The organism is Acholeplasma equirhinis (genome assembly GCF_017052655.1).
Lineage (GTDB): Bacteria > Bacillota_I > Bacilli_A > Acholeplasmatales > Acholeplasmataceae > Acholeplasma > Acholeplasma equirhinis.
The window spans coordinates 1,168,924-1,186,839 of record NZ_JAFIDC010000001.1 but is presented as its reverse complement, the minus strand read 5'-3'; the positions used below and the strand labels follow the sequence as shown (position 1 = coordinate 1,186,839).

Here is a 17,916-nt window from a genome sequence, read left to right as displayed (position 1 = left end):
AGTTTCAATGGAAGAGTATTTAGCTAAACTCAATCCTGAACAATTAAAGGCGGCCACACATGTTGATGGCCCTCTTTTTGTCGTTGCAGGTGCTGGTACCGGTAAAACTAGAACCCTAACAACTAGAGTTGCATATTTAATTAAAGTTGCAGGTATCCCAGCAGATAATATCTTAGCTGTGACTTTTACAAATAAAGCAGCAAGAGAGATGAAAGAACGTATTGTACATATGGCAGGACCTTACGCAACTGGCGTATGGATATATACTTTCCACTCACTTGCATCACAGATTTTAAGAAAAGATATCGAAGTATTAGAGTTAGGCTATAAAAAGACTTTCAATATCGCAGATGAAGATGATGCTAAAAGTATTATTAGAGACATCATCAAGAAACAAAACTTAGATCATAAACGTTACAAAGTGAATGACATTAGAAATAAAATTAGTGATTTCAAATGTTTCTCACAAGATCGTTTTGATGACACTTATGAGAAACTCGTTTACCAAAACTACCAAAAAGAACTTGTTGATAATAACCTACTTGATTTTGATGATTTACAAATCTATCTACATAAACTGTTGTTAGAACATGAAGATGTCAGACGTTACTATCAAGAAAAATTCCAATACATTTTAGTTGATGAGTTCCAAGATACTGACCATATTCAATATGAGATTATTAAGTTACTTGCAGGTATAAAGAAGAATATATTCGTCGTAGGAGACCCTGACCAATCAATCTACGGTTTCCGTGGTGCGAACTATGAGAATGCAAACCACTTTAGACGCGATTTTGGTGGTGAACAAGTCTTAAATATGAACTATCGTTCAACACCTGAGATTTTGGATTTTGCGAATAGATTAATTTCACATAACATCAATCGTCCAGTTAAAAAGAACTTAACAACTGAACAGGAACCAGGTTTTGAACCACTTGTTTGGAATGCACAATCCGATCGTGGTGAGGCAACAATGATTGCAAACGAAATCAATCGTTTGGTTAAAGACCTTGGATATAGTTATCAAGATATTGCAATCCTTTATCGAAATAATGCATTATCGAGAACCTTTGAAGATACTTTAATGAAAATGAATATTCCATATGTTATGTATGGTGGACTTTCTTTCTATCAAAGAAAAGAAATTAAAGATATTCTGGCATACATTAGATTACTTGTGAATCCACATTTAGATTTTTATTTCAAAAGAGTGATAAATGTTCCAAAACGTGCCATTGGTCCAACAACAGTAACTAAACTTGAAACACTTGCGAAGAGTCTTGGTTTATCTATGTTTCAAGCAATTGATTATCTTGATGTAACAGGTAAAACAAAAGAATCCTTAGACGGATTTAAGAAATTAATACTTGAGATGCAAGAACGTATGCTAACAATGGAAAATTTAGATGAAATTGTTATGTATGTTGCATATCATACGTCATATCTATTAATGCTTGAAGAAGAAAAAGATGATATCTCACAAGATCGTATCGATAACATCAAGGAATTAAAATCTGTATTCGTTCAAGGTGAAGAATTCTATGAAGGTACACTTGTTGAAAAACTCACTCAACTTCTAGACCAAATCGCTTTATACACCGATTTAGACCAGAAGTTAGATAAAGATGCTGTCGTACTCTCAACGTTCCACCAAGTGAAGGGATTAGAGTTTAAAGTTGTCTTTATGACGGTTATGGAAGAAGGTATTTTCCCATCACCGCTTTCTACATATGATTCAAGAGAACTTGAAGAAGAACGCCGAATTGCCTATGTTGGTGTGACAAGAGCTCGAGAGAGATTATATTTATCAAGAGCAGATGAACGTTTACTTTATGGTAATTACATCAGACCACTTGCATCACGTTTCTTAAAAGAAATGCAACCAATGAAAGAGAAATTCACAAGACCTGTATATGAACAAAGTTCATCAAGACCAAGTGAACATTATCTAAAAGCAGGTGATAAGGTGAGTCATATTGTCTTTGGTGAAGGTATTGTTGTCAATATTGAATCAGATATCGCAACCATCGCATTCAAACTACCACATGGTATTAAGAAAATATTAGAAAACCATCCAAGTTTAAAGAAAATAGGATAAAAGAAAACCCCTCGACTTTTCGAGGGGTTCTTTATCAGTTGTTAGGAGTATTTGTCATGAGTGCTGCATAATCATGAACAAGTGTAATATTTAAATTACTGTTACGTGCACGTAAATCATCAATAAATAGTTTTTGATCTAAATCTTTGTTAAGTTTAACAATATAAGTTAATTCAAAGAGTGAACCAAAATCTATTGTCTTTACACGTTGAAGTTCAAAGTGATCTAAATACTTTTCAAAGATATCATTAAAGGCCTCAGTATAATTTAAATTCTCAGCAATAACAATTTGAAGTTTTGAGTATTTAGTTTTTTCAGCATCAATCTTTAAGAAATATAAGATGATAAAGATGAGTGAAATCATAGCAGTAATCAACATAGCATATCCTAAAGCACCCATTGCAGCAGCAAGTGCAATCGCAACTGTACTTAAGATATATGTGATATCACGACTATCTGCCATAGCAGTTCTAAATCTTACTAAAGCAAATACTCCAGCAAGTGAGAATGCAGTACCTAGTGCAGTATCTAAATTATTATTAACCAGTAGAATAATTATAGAGATAACAACCGGTAGAAGAATTAGTGTTGCAACAAACGATTTTTCATACACCTTTTTTCTATGTGTAAACATAAAGGTTAAACTTAAGACTGCACCTAATATTGCAGCTGAAATCATAATAATTAAAATATCATCCCAGGACGCACCGCCTGTTAAATCAAGTGTTAACATGAATCATTCCTCCTTCGTGTAATGTTTCGTACGTATTCGTATATTTTGAGAAGCTCTTTGTGAAAACTTTATTTTCTGTTAAGAGTTTAGATAACCAAAGTGGATAATTAAACAGCGACTTAATTTCCATAACAATTAGATTTTTAGACTGTGGTAAGGTAAAGAATTCAGTTTCTTTATCTAATGTTTTTAAATGTGCATATTCGATATGATCATCAAATGTTACTCTAATACCAGTTTTAGGATCTAAAAGTGCTAAGCGTTTATATCTAATAAATGTAAAAGGTACAACTTCATATCGATCTAAATAAAATTTAACTTCTTTATAAATTTGATTTTGAGTATAATCGTCAAATTCTAAAGGTATTTTTTTATTTAAGAAATCAATCGCTTTTTCACGGTTAACTAAAAGTCTTCTTTTATTACCCTGTCCACTTAACTTTTTCTTTAATTCTATAAAGACTGGTGTATCATCTTTTAAAGGATATTCATAAAATCTAACACGCAGTTTTTCTTTATAGGAAAGTCTTGTTTGAGTTTGTCTGATAACTTCAAAGTTAGTTGTATCATAATAGATTGTATAGACGGGATAAAGACTACCATTTGGAGAGTAGAGGTCATAAATAAATCCAGCATCTAAAAAGCCTTTGACTAAAGCTTTTTCTTGTGCCTTATTTAATACATATTTTTTCTCATATCTTAAAAATACAGTTTCCAAAAAATCGGTTTCCTTTTTCTCTCAGTAACTATATTGTAGCATGAAATACTACAAAGAGTAATTGTTGATATTTTTCACTACTATAGTTTAGGTGAAAAGATATGATTCTCAATGAAGAACAAGAAAAAGCAGTGTACTCAAAAGATCAATTCATTTTCTTACTTGCTGGTGCTGGTAGTGGAAAAACACGTGTCATAGTCGAACGCATCAAACATTTAATATCAAGTGGAGTTAAAGAAAAAGAAATCTTAGCAATTACATTTACAAAGAAAGCAAGCATTGAAATGAAATCACGTTTATCAAATCAAAAGATAGAAATTCATACATTTCACGCTTACTGTTATAAACGATTAAGTGAACGTAATCAATTTAAGATATTTGAAACTGATCAAAGATTTACAGATGATGAAATTCTAGCAATTGCAAATTATAAGAATAGTTTATATCAAACTAAAAAACCTAAAACTTTTGAATTCTATCAAATGTATTTAAAAGAGAAGGGATTATTGGATTATGACGATTTAATGTTAGAAACCATAAAATATGTCAAACATCATCCGTTTAAGTATATTTTTATTGATGAGTTCCAAGATACGAATATTTTACAATTTAAGTTACTTGAAACAATGATTAAAAAGGATACGTTTGTTTTTACGGTAGGAGACCCTGACCAATCGATTTATGCATTTCGTGGAGCTCATTTAGAACTCATTGATAAATTTATCAGTAAATATCAAGCTAAAGTCTATAAACTAACTAAAAACTATCGTTCAAATGATCGCATCATTGATGCTGCAAACAATCTAATTTCCTACAATAAAAACAGATTTAAGAAAGAGCTTATGAGTCTAAGAACTGCAACAATAAAGCCTGAAATTATCCTTACAAATAAAGAAAATTCAATTGAATCAATTATTACTTTGATTAAAACTAAATCGCTTCATAAAGCAGTTATTCTTTATAGAAATCACTATCAAGTAAGTCAATTAAGACAAGCACTTGAAAGAAATTATTTATTTGAGGTTAGGCTCTTAAGTTTTCATGAATCTAAGGGATTAGAATTTGATCAAGTGATTATTGTTGGTGCTGAGATTCTGCCTTTTGATAAGGAACATACATATTTTGGTGAGGAGGAAGAACGTAGATTATTCTTTGTTGGAATCACTAGAGCAATTCATGAACTCTATATTTTTTCTTTGAAAAAAACCAAGTTTTTGAAACAAACTAAAATTGATGTTAGATATATTTAATATTCGTATCATAATGATACGAAGTGAAAATATTTTCATAGTCTTATCATAGGATGACACATACGGTTGCGTGGTATAATAATCTAAAGGTGATTATTATGGACGTACTTACTAGAATTAATGAGCTTAGAAAACAAATAAATCGTGCAAATTACTTGTATCATACAATGGATAAACCAGAAATTTCTGACTTTGAGTATGACCAACTTTTAAAAGAATTGATCAAACTTGAAATTGAGTATCCTGAGTATGATGACCCAACTTCTCCAAGTAAGAAGATTGGCGGAACAGTTTTAGATGGTTTTCAAAAACATACACATACTGTACCAATGATGTCACTTTCAAACGTCTTCAATCAAGAAGAGCTTTTTGACTTTTATGAAAGAATAGAAAAGATAACTAAAGATTTTACAGTCACAGCGGAACTAAAAATAGATGGCTTAGCAGTGACTTTAATTTATGAAAAAGGCGTCTTTAAAAAGGCTGCGACCAGAGGTAATGGTTCAGTTGGAGAAGATATCACACATAATGTCTTAACAATTAAATCTTTACCATTAAAGTTAACTGAACCAATTGATATTGAAGTTCGTGGTGAAATTTATATGTCACACGAGGCTTTTAAAAAAGCAAATGAAGATCGTCTTGAAGAAGGCTTGGATCTTTTTGCCAACCCTAGAAATGCAGCTGCAGGAACAATCCGTCAGTTAGACAGTAAAGTGGTAGCAAAAAGAAAGTTAAGTCTTTTTACGTATGCAATTGTTAACGCAACACAGTATGTTAAACGCCAAAGTGAGTTATTAAAATACTTAAAGCAATTAGGTTTTCCGGTGAATCCACATTATAAAAAAGCGGATAGTTTTGAATCCTTAGTTGAATATATTAAAGATTTTGATCAATTAAGAAAACAACTGCCTTACGATACAGATGGGGTTGTTATAAAAGTCGATGAATTAAATTTATATGATCAAATTGGATACACTGCAAAGTATCCTAAGTTTGCAACTGCATATAAGTTTGAAGCAGAAAAACAGGAAACAGTGATTAGAGATATTACCTTCCAAGTTGGTAGAACAGGTGTTATTACACCAGTTGCTGAACTGAAACCAGTTCAAATTTCAGGTTCACTTGTTTCTCGTGCAACTTTACATAACGAAGATTATATTTTAAGTAAAGATATTAGAATTGGTGATCACGTTTTAGTACATAAAGCAGGAGAAATTATTCCAGAGGTTTTAAATGTTGTTTTAGAAAAGAGAACAAATCGAGAACCATTTAAGATGATTGATCATTGTCCGGTTTGTAAATCACAATTAGAACGTAAGGATGGTGAAGCAGACTACTACTGTACAAATCCTAATTGTGAAGGTAAAAAGATGTTTTCAATTATCCATTTTGCATCTCGTGCTGCAATGGAAATTGAATCTTTAGGTGAGAAAGTTGTTGAACTACTTCACGATCTAACCTATATTCAAACAATTACAGATATTTATAAACTTGAAAACTTTAAAGATGAACTTGTTGAACTACCTGGATTTGGCAAAAAGAAAATTGACAATTTACTTTCTGCAATTGAAAAGAGTAAATCGCAATCTTTTGATCGATTTATTTTCGGTCTAGGCATCAAACATGTTGGTGCAAAGATTGCCAAAATCTTAGTTAAAAACTTTAATGATATTGAAAAACTAAAAGCTGCAACTTATGAAGAGTTAATTTGTATTCCAGATATTGGTGAGCAAATTGCGATATCTGTTGTTGAATACTTTAAAAACGAAAATAATCTCGCAATGTTAGATGAACTTAAATCCCTTGGACTTAATATGCATTATGAAAAAGAAGAAATTAAAGAACATGCATTTAATGGAAAAGTATTTGTATTAACTGGAACATTAGAAAGTTTTTCACGTGATCAAGCATCAGCAATCATTGAAAAACTTGGTGGTAAAGTTTCATCATCAGTCAGTGCTAAAACAGACTATCTTTTAGCTGGTGCTGATGCAGGTTCTAAATTAAAGAAGGCTCAAGATCTAGGTGTTACTATCATGAGTGAAGATGCGTTCAAGGTGCTAATTAATGAATAATAATGACTGGATTAGAGTTCGCGGAGCACGCGAAAACAATTTAAAAAATATCAATATAGATATACCTAAAAATAAACTTGTCGTCATGACAGGTGTTTCTGGTTCAGGTAAATCAAGTTTAGCTTTTGATACGATTTATCAAGAAGGTCAAAGACGCTATATGGAGTCATTATCGAGTTATGCAAGACAATTTTTAGGCAATTATGAAAAACCTGATGTTGATTCAATTGAAGGGTTATCACCTTCAATTTCAATCGATCAAAGAACAACCTCAAATAACCCACGTTCAACGGTTGGTACAGTAACTGAAATTTATGATTATTTTAGATTACTTTATGCAAGAGTTGGTACACCTTATTGTCCAGGTTCTGATGTACCTGTAACAAAACAGACTATTGAAGAAATGACTTTAAGAGTTCTTCAAATTCCTGAAGGTTCTAGAGTTGTGATTGTAGCACCCGTTGTTGAACGTCAAAAAGGTACACATAAAGATAAGTTAGCTCAATTTTTAAAAGAAGGATTCACAAGAGTTTGGGTAGATGGTGAAACGATGTTAATCGAAGAAATGGATGCACTTGATAAAAACAAGTTCCATGATATTGGATTAATCGTCGATAGAGTCGTTATTAAAGAAGGTATTCGTTCAAGAGTATTCGACGCTTTAGAACTTGCAAGTAAATATGCAGGTGGTAAAACAAGAGTCGTTGTAAATGATAAAGAAATCATTAACTTTAGTGAAAACTATTATTGTGAAGGTATCGACTTTACGATACCTGAACTAGAACCAAGACTTTTCTCATTTAATACGCCAATTGGTGCTTGTCCACATTGTAATGGTTTAGGGTTAAAATTAGAGGTAACAAAAGAACTTGTTACAGACCCTGAAAGAGGGATATTAAATGGTGGGTTAATTCCTTATCGTTATGCAGATGAAGGAAATCTTTCTTTACAAGAGTTAGAAATTATTTGTAATCACTATAATATAGATCCTTATGTACCAATTAGAGAATTACCTGAAGATAAGCTCAATATCATTCTTTATGGTTCTGATGAAGAAATTCATTTTAAACTTAAATCAAACAGTGGACGTTACCACGAAAAAGTTGCGCGTTATGAAGGTTTAATTTCTCAATTAAATCGTCGTTATATTGAAACATCTTCAGATTGGGCAAGATCATGGATTGAATCATTCATGACTGAAACTACTTGTCCAGTATGTCAAGGTCAAAGATTAAACGAAGCTGCAAGATCTGTTAAAGTCAGAGCTTTAAATATCTCTGAAATGATGGCACATTCAATTGAAGATCTTTTAGTTTTAATTAATGATTTAGGTTTAAACGATGAACAAAGACAAATTGCTAAATTACTCTTACAAGAAATTGAACATCGATTAAACTTCTTAAATGATGTGGGATTAGGTTATTTAAATCTTGCAAGAAGTGCAGGCACACTTTCAGGTGGTGAAGCTCAACGTATTCGACTTGCAACCCAAATAGGTTCTAAGTTATCTGGTGTCTTATATGTACTGGATGAACCATCGATTGGGTTACACCAAAAAGATAATCAAAGATTAATTAACTCATTAAAGAAAATGAGAGATTTAGGCAATACTTTAGTCGTTGTTGAACATGACCATGACACCATGATTCAATCAGATTATTTAATTGACATTGGACCTGGTGCAGGTATTCACGGTGGTGAAGTCATTGCAGCAGGTACACCTGAAGAAGTTATGAATAATCCAAAAAGTATTACAGGTCGTTACTTAAAAGGTGATCTAGAAGTTGAGACACCTAAAAAACGAAGAGAAGGTAACGGTAAAGATATCATGGTTGTTGGTGCACGTGAAAACAATCTGAAGAATTTAACAGTTGCATTCCCTCTTTCTAAACTAACTTTAGTCACAGGAGTATCTGGTTCTGGTAAATCAACGCTTGTGAATGAAATCTTAGTTAAAGGTTTACGACAAAAATTATATAAATCAAAAGATCTTGCTGGTAAGCATGATATGATTGCTGATTACGGATATATTGATAAAATTATTGAAATTTCACAATCACCAATCGGATACAATCCAAGAAGTAATCCTGCAACATACACCGGTGTATTTGATGACATTAGAGATGTATTTGCATTAACGAATGAAGCAAAGATGAGAGGTTATCTCAAAGGTAGATTCTCATTTAACGTCAAAGGTGGTCGTTGTGAACACTGCGGTGGTGATGGCGTGAAGAAGATTTCAATGCACTTCCTTCCGGATGTTTATGTACCTTGTGAGGTTTGTGGTGGTACAAGATATAATCACGAAACATTACAAATTAAATATAGAGGAAAGAATATTGCAGAAGTACTTGATATGACGATTGAAGATGCATGCACATTCTTTGAAAATCATCCAAAGATTTCAAGACTACTTGAAACCATCCGTGATGTAGGTTTAGGCTATATCAAACTTGGTCAATCTGCAACAACACTATCAGGCGGTGAAGCACAAAGAGTTAAGCTTGCATCTGAATTATACAAACGTATTACACCATCAACTCTATATGTCTTAGATGAGCCAACAACAGGTCTTCATACAGATGATGTCAATCGCTTAATTAAAGTATTACACCGTATTGTTGACCAAGGGGCAACAATGATTGTAATTGAGCATAACTTAGATGTCATTAAGAATGCTGACCACATTATTGATTTAGGTCCTGAAGGTGGTGCAGGTGGTGGTATGATTGTTGGTATGGGTACCCCTGAAGAACTTGCACAAAATGAAAACAGTTATACTGGAAAATATTTAAAAGAAGTCTTATAAGCATAAGTACATTTTTAAGAAGGTCGGTATGGATAATAAAGATAATGATCAAAAAGATGATCAAAAGAAAAAACAAATTAATATCCTAAGTAAAGAAAAAGGTACATCCATTGGATATCAATTGGGTTTTATTATGCATGATAATTTTTCACTTCATATATTATTAACACTTATCGTGAATTTACTTTCAAGTGCAGTCATCATAGGTATATACAGTACTTTTTATAAGTTGATAGAAGTGCATAGTTTTGAGAGTTTCTTTATTGGGTTAATACTTTATACAGTCATGGAAATCATTATTAAATTAATTTTGATTCGATTTGCATGGAAAATTTTGATTCAAACCTTTGGATTCATATTCTTTATCTTGAATTTATCTTTATTCTTTATTGTTTCGCTTATAGTACCTGGATTTACATTCTTAACAAACCCATCAAATATTGTTATTTTTACTTTAAGTTTTATGGCGTTCCGCCTACTCTTAACAACCTATATTAGAAAATCACGTCTCTTTCAGAAAGGAGTTTAACACATGGATGAAAAAAGAAGTATATCTGTTAAAAAGATAGCTAAAGAGTTACAATTAACTTTAATTGCAGGTGAAGCAGGTATTGAAGGTAGGGTATCTGTTGAAATGCTTGCACGCCCTGGGGTAGAATTCGCAGGGTTCTTAGATTTTTATGATAGCGACCGTATTTTATTAATTGGTTCTAAGGAATCTCATTTCTTAAAATTACTTGATGAAAAAACTCAAAAGGAAAGGGTTGAAGCTGTTTTAAAACATCAACCACCATGTGTGATTTTCTCTGTTAATGTTGATGTACCACAATACTTTATTGATTTAGGAAATACTTATGGTGTACCGCTCTTTAAATCTAAAGAGCGTACGACCCCGGTAAACTCAAAACTTTATGCATATTTAAGAAGTGCACTCGCTCCAAGAAAAACTATTCATGGGACACTCCTTGATATTTATGGTATGGGTACTTTAATTATTGGTAAGAGTGGGATTGGTAAATCAGAAACAGCACTTGAATTAATCAAAAGAAATCATATCTTAATTGCTGATGATCGTGTCGATGTTTATGAAACTGCACCTGGTATTATTATTGGACAAGCACCAAAAATCTTAGAAAAATACTTAGAAATTAGAGGTATTGGGATTGTTGATGTAGTTCAAATGTTAGGTGCTGGTGCATTCCGTGAAAACAAGAAAGTAAGATTAGTCATTGAACTTGAGCAATGGGATGATAAGAAAAACTATGATCGTTTAGGATTAGAAACAGAAAGTTATCAAATCTTTGAAACTCAAATTCCAAAGATTACTATTCCGATCCTTCCTGGTAGAAATAATGCGACATTAGTGGAATCTGCTGCAATGAATCAAAAGTTAAAGTACTTAGGATATAATGCCGCAGAACAACTGGTTAAAAACGTTGCATTAAAAGCAGCATCTAAAGGAGAAGATGATGAAGAATAGTTTTAAAAAATATGAAAGCTACTATACATATATTGGATTTTCCATTATCTTTATGTTACTTGTACTAATTGCAACAAGTGGTGTTGCACCTTATGATTCAACTGCAATTAGAATTGAAGCACTAGGCTTGGAAGTTCAATGGTATGCAGTATTTATTTTAACTGGGATTACATTTGGTGGATATTTAGCATATAGAGAGTTTGTAAAAGCGGGTAAGAATCCTGACATTTTATGGGATGGTTTATTACTCTGTGTGCCACTCGCGATTATTGGAGCTAGACTTTGGTATGTGCTATTTAACCTAGATCGTTATAATGGTGATTTCTTACGTATGCTTAATTTCACAGAAGGTGGATTAGGTATTCATGGGGCCGTTATCGTGACATTCTTAGTCATAATTCCTTTTGCGAAACGTAAGAAAATTAGTCATTGGTTTATTTATGATGTTGTTGCACCTGGATTTTTAATTGGTCAAACATTAGGCCGTTGGGGTAACTTCATGAACCGTGAATTATACGGACCTGTTTTAGATAATGCAGATTGGCTGCCTCCATTTGTTAAAGATCAAATGTTTATCAATGGTGCTTATCGTCATCCAACCTTCCTTTATGAAAGTGTTTGGAATCTAATTGGTTTAGTCATTATCTTAATTTTAAGAAGAAAAAGAACATTTAAACTTGGTGATATCTTAGCGTTCTACTTATTATGGTATGGTGTTGGTCGTATTCCAACTGAAATCTTAAGAATGCAAAGTGGTGTTGATGAACCATTAATGCTCTTTGGAATTCCGGTTTCGATTGCAACCTCCGTCCTCTTTATTTTAGGTGGGCTTGTCGTATACTTTGGAAAACGTTTAATGAAAGTTGATGAAGGTTATTACAGTGACTATGGTAAAAAGGTTGTTCTATTTGATTTAGATGGTACTTTACTTGATACTATCGATCTCATTTACGATAACATCCGTCAAACCTTTAAAAAATACTTCCCAAGTAAAACATTTACAGAAGATGAATTAAAAGCTTTTGTTGGACCAACACTACAACACTCATTTTCATGGTATGAACCAAATCCTAAAAAGATTGAAGAAATGATTGAATTCTATCGAAAGACGAATCTTGCTAACCATGAAAAAGGTGTCAATGCGTATCCTCATGCAAAAGAAACTTTAACGGCATTAAAAGATGCAGGTTACTTAATTGGTATTGTATCTAGCAAGAAAAAAGAAGTTTGTGCGCTTGGGTTAGAACAAAATGACTTATTACAATTTATAGATGTCATTATTGGTAGTGATGATGTCACTAAGCACAAACCAGATAAAGAACCAATTATGAAAGCTTTGGAAAGTTTAAAAGCACATCCAGCAAATGCAATCTATATTGGTGATCACTCAATGGATATTGAAGCTGCAAAAGCAGCAGGTGTCAAAAGTGTTGGCGTATCTTACTCTATTCACTATGATAAAGTAATGGCTGCACGTCCTGACTATATGATTGATGATTTAGAAAAATTACTATACATACTCTAGGGGAATAACATGTTATACGACTTACTGATTATAGGTTCAGGTCCTGCAGGCATTACTGCAGGGATATACGCAAAACGTGCAAACCTCAATGTTGCAGTCTTTGAAAAGAATGCACCAGGCGGACAAATTTTAAATACTGCAGAAGTTGAAAATTATCCAGGATTTAAAAAGGTTAAAGGGTTTGAACTTGCACAATCCATGTTTGAACATTTATTAGAACTCGAAGTACCGGTGATTTGGGAAGAGGTTTTATCTGTTTCAATCGATGGTGAAAAAAAGATTATTAAAACAGAATTTAATACGTATGAAGCACGTGCAGTACTGGTTGCAACTGGTGCAGTACCAAGAACTTTAAATGTTGAAGGTGAAGCAGACTTTACCCAAAAAGGTATTAGTTGGTGTGCAATTTGTGATGGTCCTCTCTTTAAAGATAAAGAAGTTGTTGTGATTGGTGGAGGTAACTCAGCTGTTGAAGAATCTATCTTTTTAAGTAATATTGCTAAAAAGATTACAGTCGTTCAAAATCTTGATCATTTAACAGCGGATCCAAAAGCTCAAGACCACTTAAGAAAGATGCCAAATGTTGACTTTATCTTTAATGCTAAAGTTAAAGCATTTAAAGGAAAAGATGCTTTAGAAAAAGTTGTTGTTCAAAAAGATGGTAAAGAAATTGAAATTCCTGCTGAAGGTACTTTTGAGTATATTGGATTAGTTCCAGTAACCAAATTCTTAGATGGATTAGGTGTGACCAACCCATATGGTTATGTCATTGCAAAAGATGATATGACTACTTCAGTTCCTGGTCTTTTCTCATCAGGAGATGTGAATGTCAAACCAATTAGACAAATTGTAACCGCAGTATCTGATGGTGCAATTGCTGTTCAAAGTATTTTAAGATATTTAGAAAAATTAGGAGAATAACAATTTGAGTTTTGCAAAAATCGTCAAAGAGGAACTCATCCAACTCCATCTAACCAAAGAAGAAGAACTTGCTGAGTTAGCAGCGATGATTGAACTTGCAACTGAATTTACAATTGCAGGTGGTGAACCAATGCTTTGGTTTAAATCAAATAATCCAACCGTTGCAAGACGCTTTTTAACTTTACTCAAAAAACTCTATAATGTCGGTACGACGTTACTCACCAAAAAACAGGGTAATTTCAAAAAAGGATACCAAATTCAATTAGGCATTAAAGATGCGATTGAAGAAATCAGACAAGAACATGGTATTTTTACCGATAATGAAGAGGTTGATTTACTCATTCAAACAAGAGAAACAAAAGAAGCCTATTTACGTGGTGCATTCTTAGCTGCAGGTTCTGTTAACGATCCTAAGACTGCTGAGTATCATTTGGAAATCTATGCTGAAAGTAAAGAAACAATTTTAAGAATTCAGCAAACGATGAATTACTTTGATTTAAATGCTAAGATTACACATCGTAGAAATGGACTGATTTGTTACTTAAAAGATGTTAACTCGATAGAAGATTTCTTGCGCATTATAGGTGCCAGTGATACAGTATTCAGTTTTGAAGATATCAGAATCAAACGAGATTTCAATAACTCAATTAATCGAATATTAAACTGTGAAATTGCAAACGAAAAGAAAACCATTGTTGCAGCTAATCAACAACTTCAAGATATTAAACTCATTGAAAAATTCAAAGTTGAGATTGGACCTAAATTAAAACAAGCTGTTCGCTTAAGAAAGCAATATCCAGATGTATCATTAAATGAACTTGTTGATATATTTGAGAAAGAATATAAAGAGAAAATTACAAAGTCAGGCTTGAATCATCGTTATACAAAACTCAAAGAGTTAGCCGATGATATTAGAAGGAGTAAAGCATGATCAAATCGATTGGTACAGATTTAGTCAAACTTGAACGAATCAAAGAAATTGGTATTGAAAAGTTTGCAGAACGTATACTATCTCCAAAGGAAAGCGTAGTTTTTAAAACCATCACAAATGAGTTAAGAAAACTGACATTTCTTGCTGGTCGTTTTGCAGCTAAAGAAGCACTATTTAAATGTTTTAAAAAAGGTGATTTAACTGCAAACTATAAAGATTTTGAAATTTTGAATGACGAAAATGGTGCACCATATATCGAATCAAAATATACAAAGGAATTGATTTCTCATATAACAATCACACATACTGAGGAATTCGCAATTGCATTTATAGTGCTAGAATATGCAGAATATAAATAAAACGTTGTAAAACTTATAAGTTTTCGTTATAATAAGTATGCGTAATTTTTAAAAGGATGTGGAAAAAATGGCTCGTGTAGACAAAAAAGAAGTAATAAAAAAAGAAAAAGTAGTTGCTGAACCATCAGGAATTACAGGAATTAAAGAAGAATCACCAAAAGGTGAGTTATTCTTCAAGATTGTATTAATTGTGATGGCTGCCGCACTTGTTGGTGTTGTTCTTTATTTCGTTATTGATGCATTAATTGGAGATGGTAATACTAATCCTTCTAAACGTTATAATGAAAATAACTATATCACATCATATCAAGTACAACAAATTAAGTCAGGTGAAAACTTTGAAAACATTGCACATGCAGGTTTAAGAGATGCACTTGATAACTATGCATACGTATACATTTTCTTCTATGCAGAAAACACAGACGGTTTAATAACTTCAACATTAGATCGTCAAAATCAAGCATTAGAAGTTATGGATCAAATTATGGCTTTAGATGTTAAAGAAATTACATTGAATGCAGGTACTTCAACTGAATTAACTTATCTTGTTATTAATGATGATGTTGCATTCTTCTTCGTAGATACTTCATTAGCATCAAATGCCGATTGGGTAAACTCAGTTGACACAACTGAAGGACAAGCAGCTGCTGCAAATGTGCCTCTATTACTCGAAATTCATAATGGTGAAGACTTAGAATGGTTTGGACCTTGGACAAAGGTTGATTCAAACCCAGCTGCATTAACTAAGTTACAATCAGTATTAGCAGACTTACAATAAAAAGTAGACTAAAGGGGAGATTTTTTCCCCTTTATGTTTCTTAAGGAAGGAAAATTATGAACGAACAGTTAATTCAAGAAGTCTCTAAAGACTTAAAACTACCAATTACTAAAGTTGCAGTTGTTCTTGACCTCTTAAGTGAAGGTGCAACCATACCATTTATCGCACGTTATCGTAAAGAAATGACAGGCGGTATGGATGAAGAACAAATATTTGCAATTAACCAAGCTTTTGAATATGCTCAAAATTTACTTAAACGTAAAGAAGATGTCATTCGTTTAATCGATGAAAAAGGCATGCTTACAGAAGAATTAAAAAATGAAATCTTAAATGCTAAAAAGTTAGTCGAAGTGGAAGACCTATATCGTCCATTTAAAGAAAAGAAAAAGACAAAGGCAACCGAGGCTGTTGCAAAAGGTTTACAACCACTTGCTGACTTCTTATTATCATTCCCAAAAGAAGATCCAATTGAAGAAGCTAAAAAGTATTTAAAAGAAGATGTTAAGACAGTTGATGAAGCACTTGAAGGTGCTAAATACATTGTTGCTGAAATGATAAGTGACAATGCAACTTATCGTAAAGCATTAAGAGACTACTTATTTAATCAAGGTGTGATTACATCTTCAGTTAAAAAAGATGGCAAGACACTTGATGAAAAAGCAGTCTATGAAGTTTATTATGATTTCTCACAACCAATCTCAAAAGTTAAACCACATCAAATCCTAGCACTTAATCGCGCTGAAGATGAAAAGGTTGTAACTGTTAAATTAGAAGGTACAAAAGATGGTATGGAACAATACTTAATCCGTGAAGTGATTAATAAACCATCAAAAGCAGATCAATATCTTAATGAAGCGATTGCCGATGCATTAAAGAGATTAATATTCCCTTCAATTGAAAGAGAAATTCGTTCAGAATTATCTGATAAAGCAGAAAATCAAGCAATTGAAGTATTTGCAGATAATTTACAAAAACTACTCTTACAACCACCACTTAAGGGTAAAGTTGTTTTAGGAGTAGACCCAGCATTTAGAACAGGTTGTAAATTATGTATCGTTGATAAAAATGGTATGGTCTTAGAAAAAGGTGTCATTTATCCTCACGAAAAGAGTGTTGGTGCTAAAGTCGATGAAACCCTACTATTTGAATCACGTTTAAAATTAAAAGTTTTATATAAGAAATATCAATTTGAAATAGTTGCTATTGGTAACGGTACAGCATCTCGTGAAACTGAAAGTTTTATTTCTAAAGTCATTAAAGAAGAAAGCATGAATGCTAAATATGTCATTGTTTCAGAAGCTGGTGCATCTGTGTATTCTGCGAGTGAAGTTGCAAGAGAAGAATTCCCTGATTATTCAGTTGAAGAAAGATCAGCAGCATCCATTGCAAGACGTTTACAAGATCCACTTGCTGAACTTGTAAAAATTGATCCTAAATCCATTGGTGTTGGTCAATATCAACATGATGTTACACCTAAGAAGTTAGATGATACATTAAACTTCGTAGTTACTCAAGTTGTGAATAATGTTGGTGTTAATGCAAACACTGCATCTAAATCACTTTTAATGTATGTATCTGGCTTAAATAAAACAGCGGCAGACAACTTTGTTCAATATAGAAATAAAATTGGTGGATTTAGAAATCGTAAGGACATCTTAAAGGTTCCAAAACTTGGACCTAAAGCTTATGAACAAGCAATCGGCTTCTTAAGAATTCCTGATGGTGATGAAATCTTAGATATGACATCTATTCACCCTGAAAGTTATGAACTAGCAAAAGAAGTGATGAAGAAATTAAAGATTGATCCACAAGAAATTGGTAAAGCATCGATGAGAATCTGGGTTGATAATTTAGATCGTGTTTCTCTTGCTAAAGAGTTAAATACCGATAAGTACACATTAGACTTAATCTTAGATGCATTTGTTGCACCTTTAAGAGACCCTCGTGATGAATTCCAACAACCAATCCTTAAATCAGATATCCTTCATATTGAGGACTTACAAGTTGGTATGGAATTAGAAGGAGTTGTCAGAAATGTCACAGACTTTGGTGCATTTGTTGACATCGGATTAAAGAATGATGGGCTTGTTCACATTTCAAAAATCTCTAAACAATTCATTAAACATCCGAAGGATGTCTTATCTGTTGGACAAATTGTTAAGGTATGGGTATTAAATATTGACCTTCAAAAACAAAAAGTTGGTCTTACAATGATTAATACTGCAAATTAGCAATT

Annotated in this window: 14 protein-coding genes; 12 read left to right on the top strand and 2 right to left on the bottom strand. The window is 32.7% G+C overall.

Features of this window, described 5'->3' with window-relative positions; genetic code table 11:
* Positions 1-7: 7 nt before the first annotated feature.
* Positions 8-2,098 (top strand): ATP-dependent helicase, encoded by a 2,091-nt coding sequence (locus tag JV173_RS05575; protein ID WP_205735304.1) that lies wholly within the window; start codon positions 8-10, stop codon positions 2,096-2,098.
* 34 nt (positions 2,099-2,132) lie between these two features.
* Here JV173_RS05575 and JV173_RS05570 read toward each other — a convergent pair whose 3' ends face one another.
* Both JV173_RS05570 and JV173_RS05565 read right to left on the bottom strand, forming a co-directional pair.
* Positions 2,133-2,831 carry a DUF4956 domain-containing protein gene (locus JV173_RS05570; protein WP_205735303.1) on the bottom strand — a complete coding sequence of 233 codons (699 nt, stop codon included), beginning with the start codon at positions 2,829-2,831 and terminating at the stop codon, positions 2,133-2,135.
* On the bottom strand, positions 2,818-3,549 hold the full coding sequence (locus JV173_RS05565; RefSeq protein ID WP_205735302.1) for a polyphosphate polymerase domain-containing protein: 732 nt from the start codon (positions 3,547-3,549) through the stop codon (positions 2,818-2,820). Before JV173_RS05565 ends, JV173_RS05570 begins: the two co-directional genes overlap by 14 nt.
* A 101-nt stretch (positions 3,550-3,650) precedes the next feature.
* Between JV173_RS05565 and JV173_RS05560 the strand changes: the two genes are divergently transcribed.
* From JV173_RS05560 to JV173_RS05510, 11 genes are all read left to right on the top strand, one after another.
* Positions 3,651-4,799 carry an ATP-dependent helicase gene (locus tag JV173_RS05560; RefSeq protein WP_205735301.1) on the top strand — a complete coding sequence of 383 codons (1,149 nt, stop codon included), beginning with the start codon at positions 3,651-3,653 and terminating at the stop codon, positions 4,797-4,799.
* Positions 4,800-4,897: 98 nt separating this feature from the next.
* A complete protein-coding gene (gene ligA / locus JV173_RS05555; protein WP_205735300.1) occupies positions 4,898-6,877 on the top strand; it encodes an NAD-dependent DNA ligase LigA in 1,980 nt (659 codons plus the stop codon).
* Positions 6,870-9,686 carry an excinuclease ABC subunit UvrA gene (gene uvrA, locus JV173_RS05550; protein WP_205735299.1) on the top strand — a complete coding sequence of 939 codons (2,817 nt, stop codon included), beginning with the start codon at positions 6,870-6,872 and terminating at the stop codon, positions 9,684-9,686. Before ligA ends, uvrA begins: the two co-directional genes overlap by 8 nt.
* A 28-nt stretch (positions 9,687-9,714) precedes the next feature.
* Positions 9,715-10,215 (top strand): phage holin family protein, encoded by a 501-nt coding sequence (locus JV173_RS05545; RefSeq protein WP_205735298.1) that lies wholly within the window; start codon positions 9,715-9,717, stop codon positions 10,213-10,215.
* A gap of 3 nt (positions 10,216-10,218) precedes the next feature.
* A complete protein-coding gene (gene hprK, locus JV173_RS05540; protein ID WP_205735297.1) occupies positions 10,219-11,166 on the top strand; it encodes an HPr(Ser) kinase/phosphatase in 948 nt (315 codons plus the stop codon).
* Complete coding sequence (gene lgt / locus JV173_RS05535; RefSeq protein ID WP_205735296.1) at positions 11,156-12,691, top strand: prolipoprotein diacylglyceryl transferase; 1,536 nt, start codon at positions 11,156-11,158, stop codon at positions 12,689-12,691. The genes hprK and lgt overlap by 11 nt, the downstream gene beginning before the upstream one ends.
* 9 nt (positions 12,692-12,700) lie before the next feature.
* Positions 12,701-13,612: an NAD(P)/FAD-dependent oxidoreductase gene (locus JV173_RS05530; RefSeq protein ID WP_205735295.1), complete on the top strand. Its 912-nt coding sequence runs from the start codon at positions 12,701-12,703 to the stop codon at positions 13,610-13,612.
* Positions 13,613-13,616: 4 nt separating this feature from the next.
* A complete protein-coding gene (whiA, locus tag JV173_RS05525; protein WP_205735294.1) occupies positions 13,617-14,543 on the top strand; it encodes a DNA-binding protein WhiA in 927 nt (308 codons plus the stop codon).
* Entirely contained in the window at positions 14,540-14,902 is a 363-nt protein-coding gene (gene acpS, locus JV173_RS05520) for a holo-ACP synthase (RefSeq protein WP_240453018.1), read from the top strand. The genes whiA and acpS overlap by 4 nt, the downstream gene beginning before the upstream one ends.
* A gap of 67 nt (positions 14,903-14,969) precedes the next feature.
* On the top strand, positions 14,970-15,680 hold the full coding sequence (locus tag JV173_RS05515) for a hypothetical protein (RefSeq protein ID WP_205735293.1): 711 nt from the start codon (positions 14,970-14,972) through the stop codon (positions 15,678-15,680).
* Positions 15,681-15,736: 56 nt separating this feature from the next.
* On the top strand, positions 15,737-17,911 hold the full coding sequence (locus JV173_RS05510; RefSeq protein WP_205735292.1) for a Tex-like N-terminal domain-containing protein: 2,175 nt from the start codon (positions 15,737-15,739) through the stop codon (positions 17,909-17,911).
* Positions 17,912-17,916: the final 5 nt, after the last annotated feature.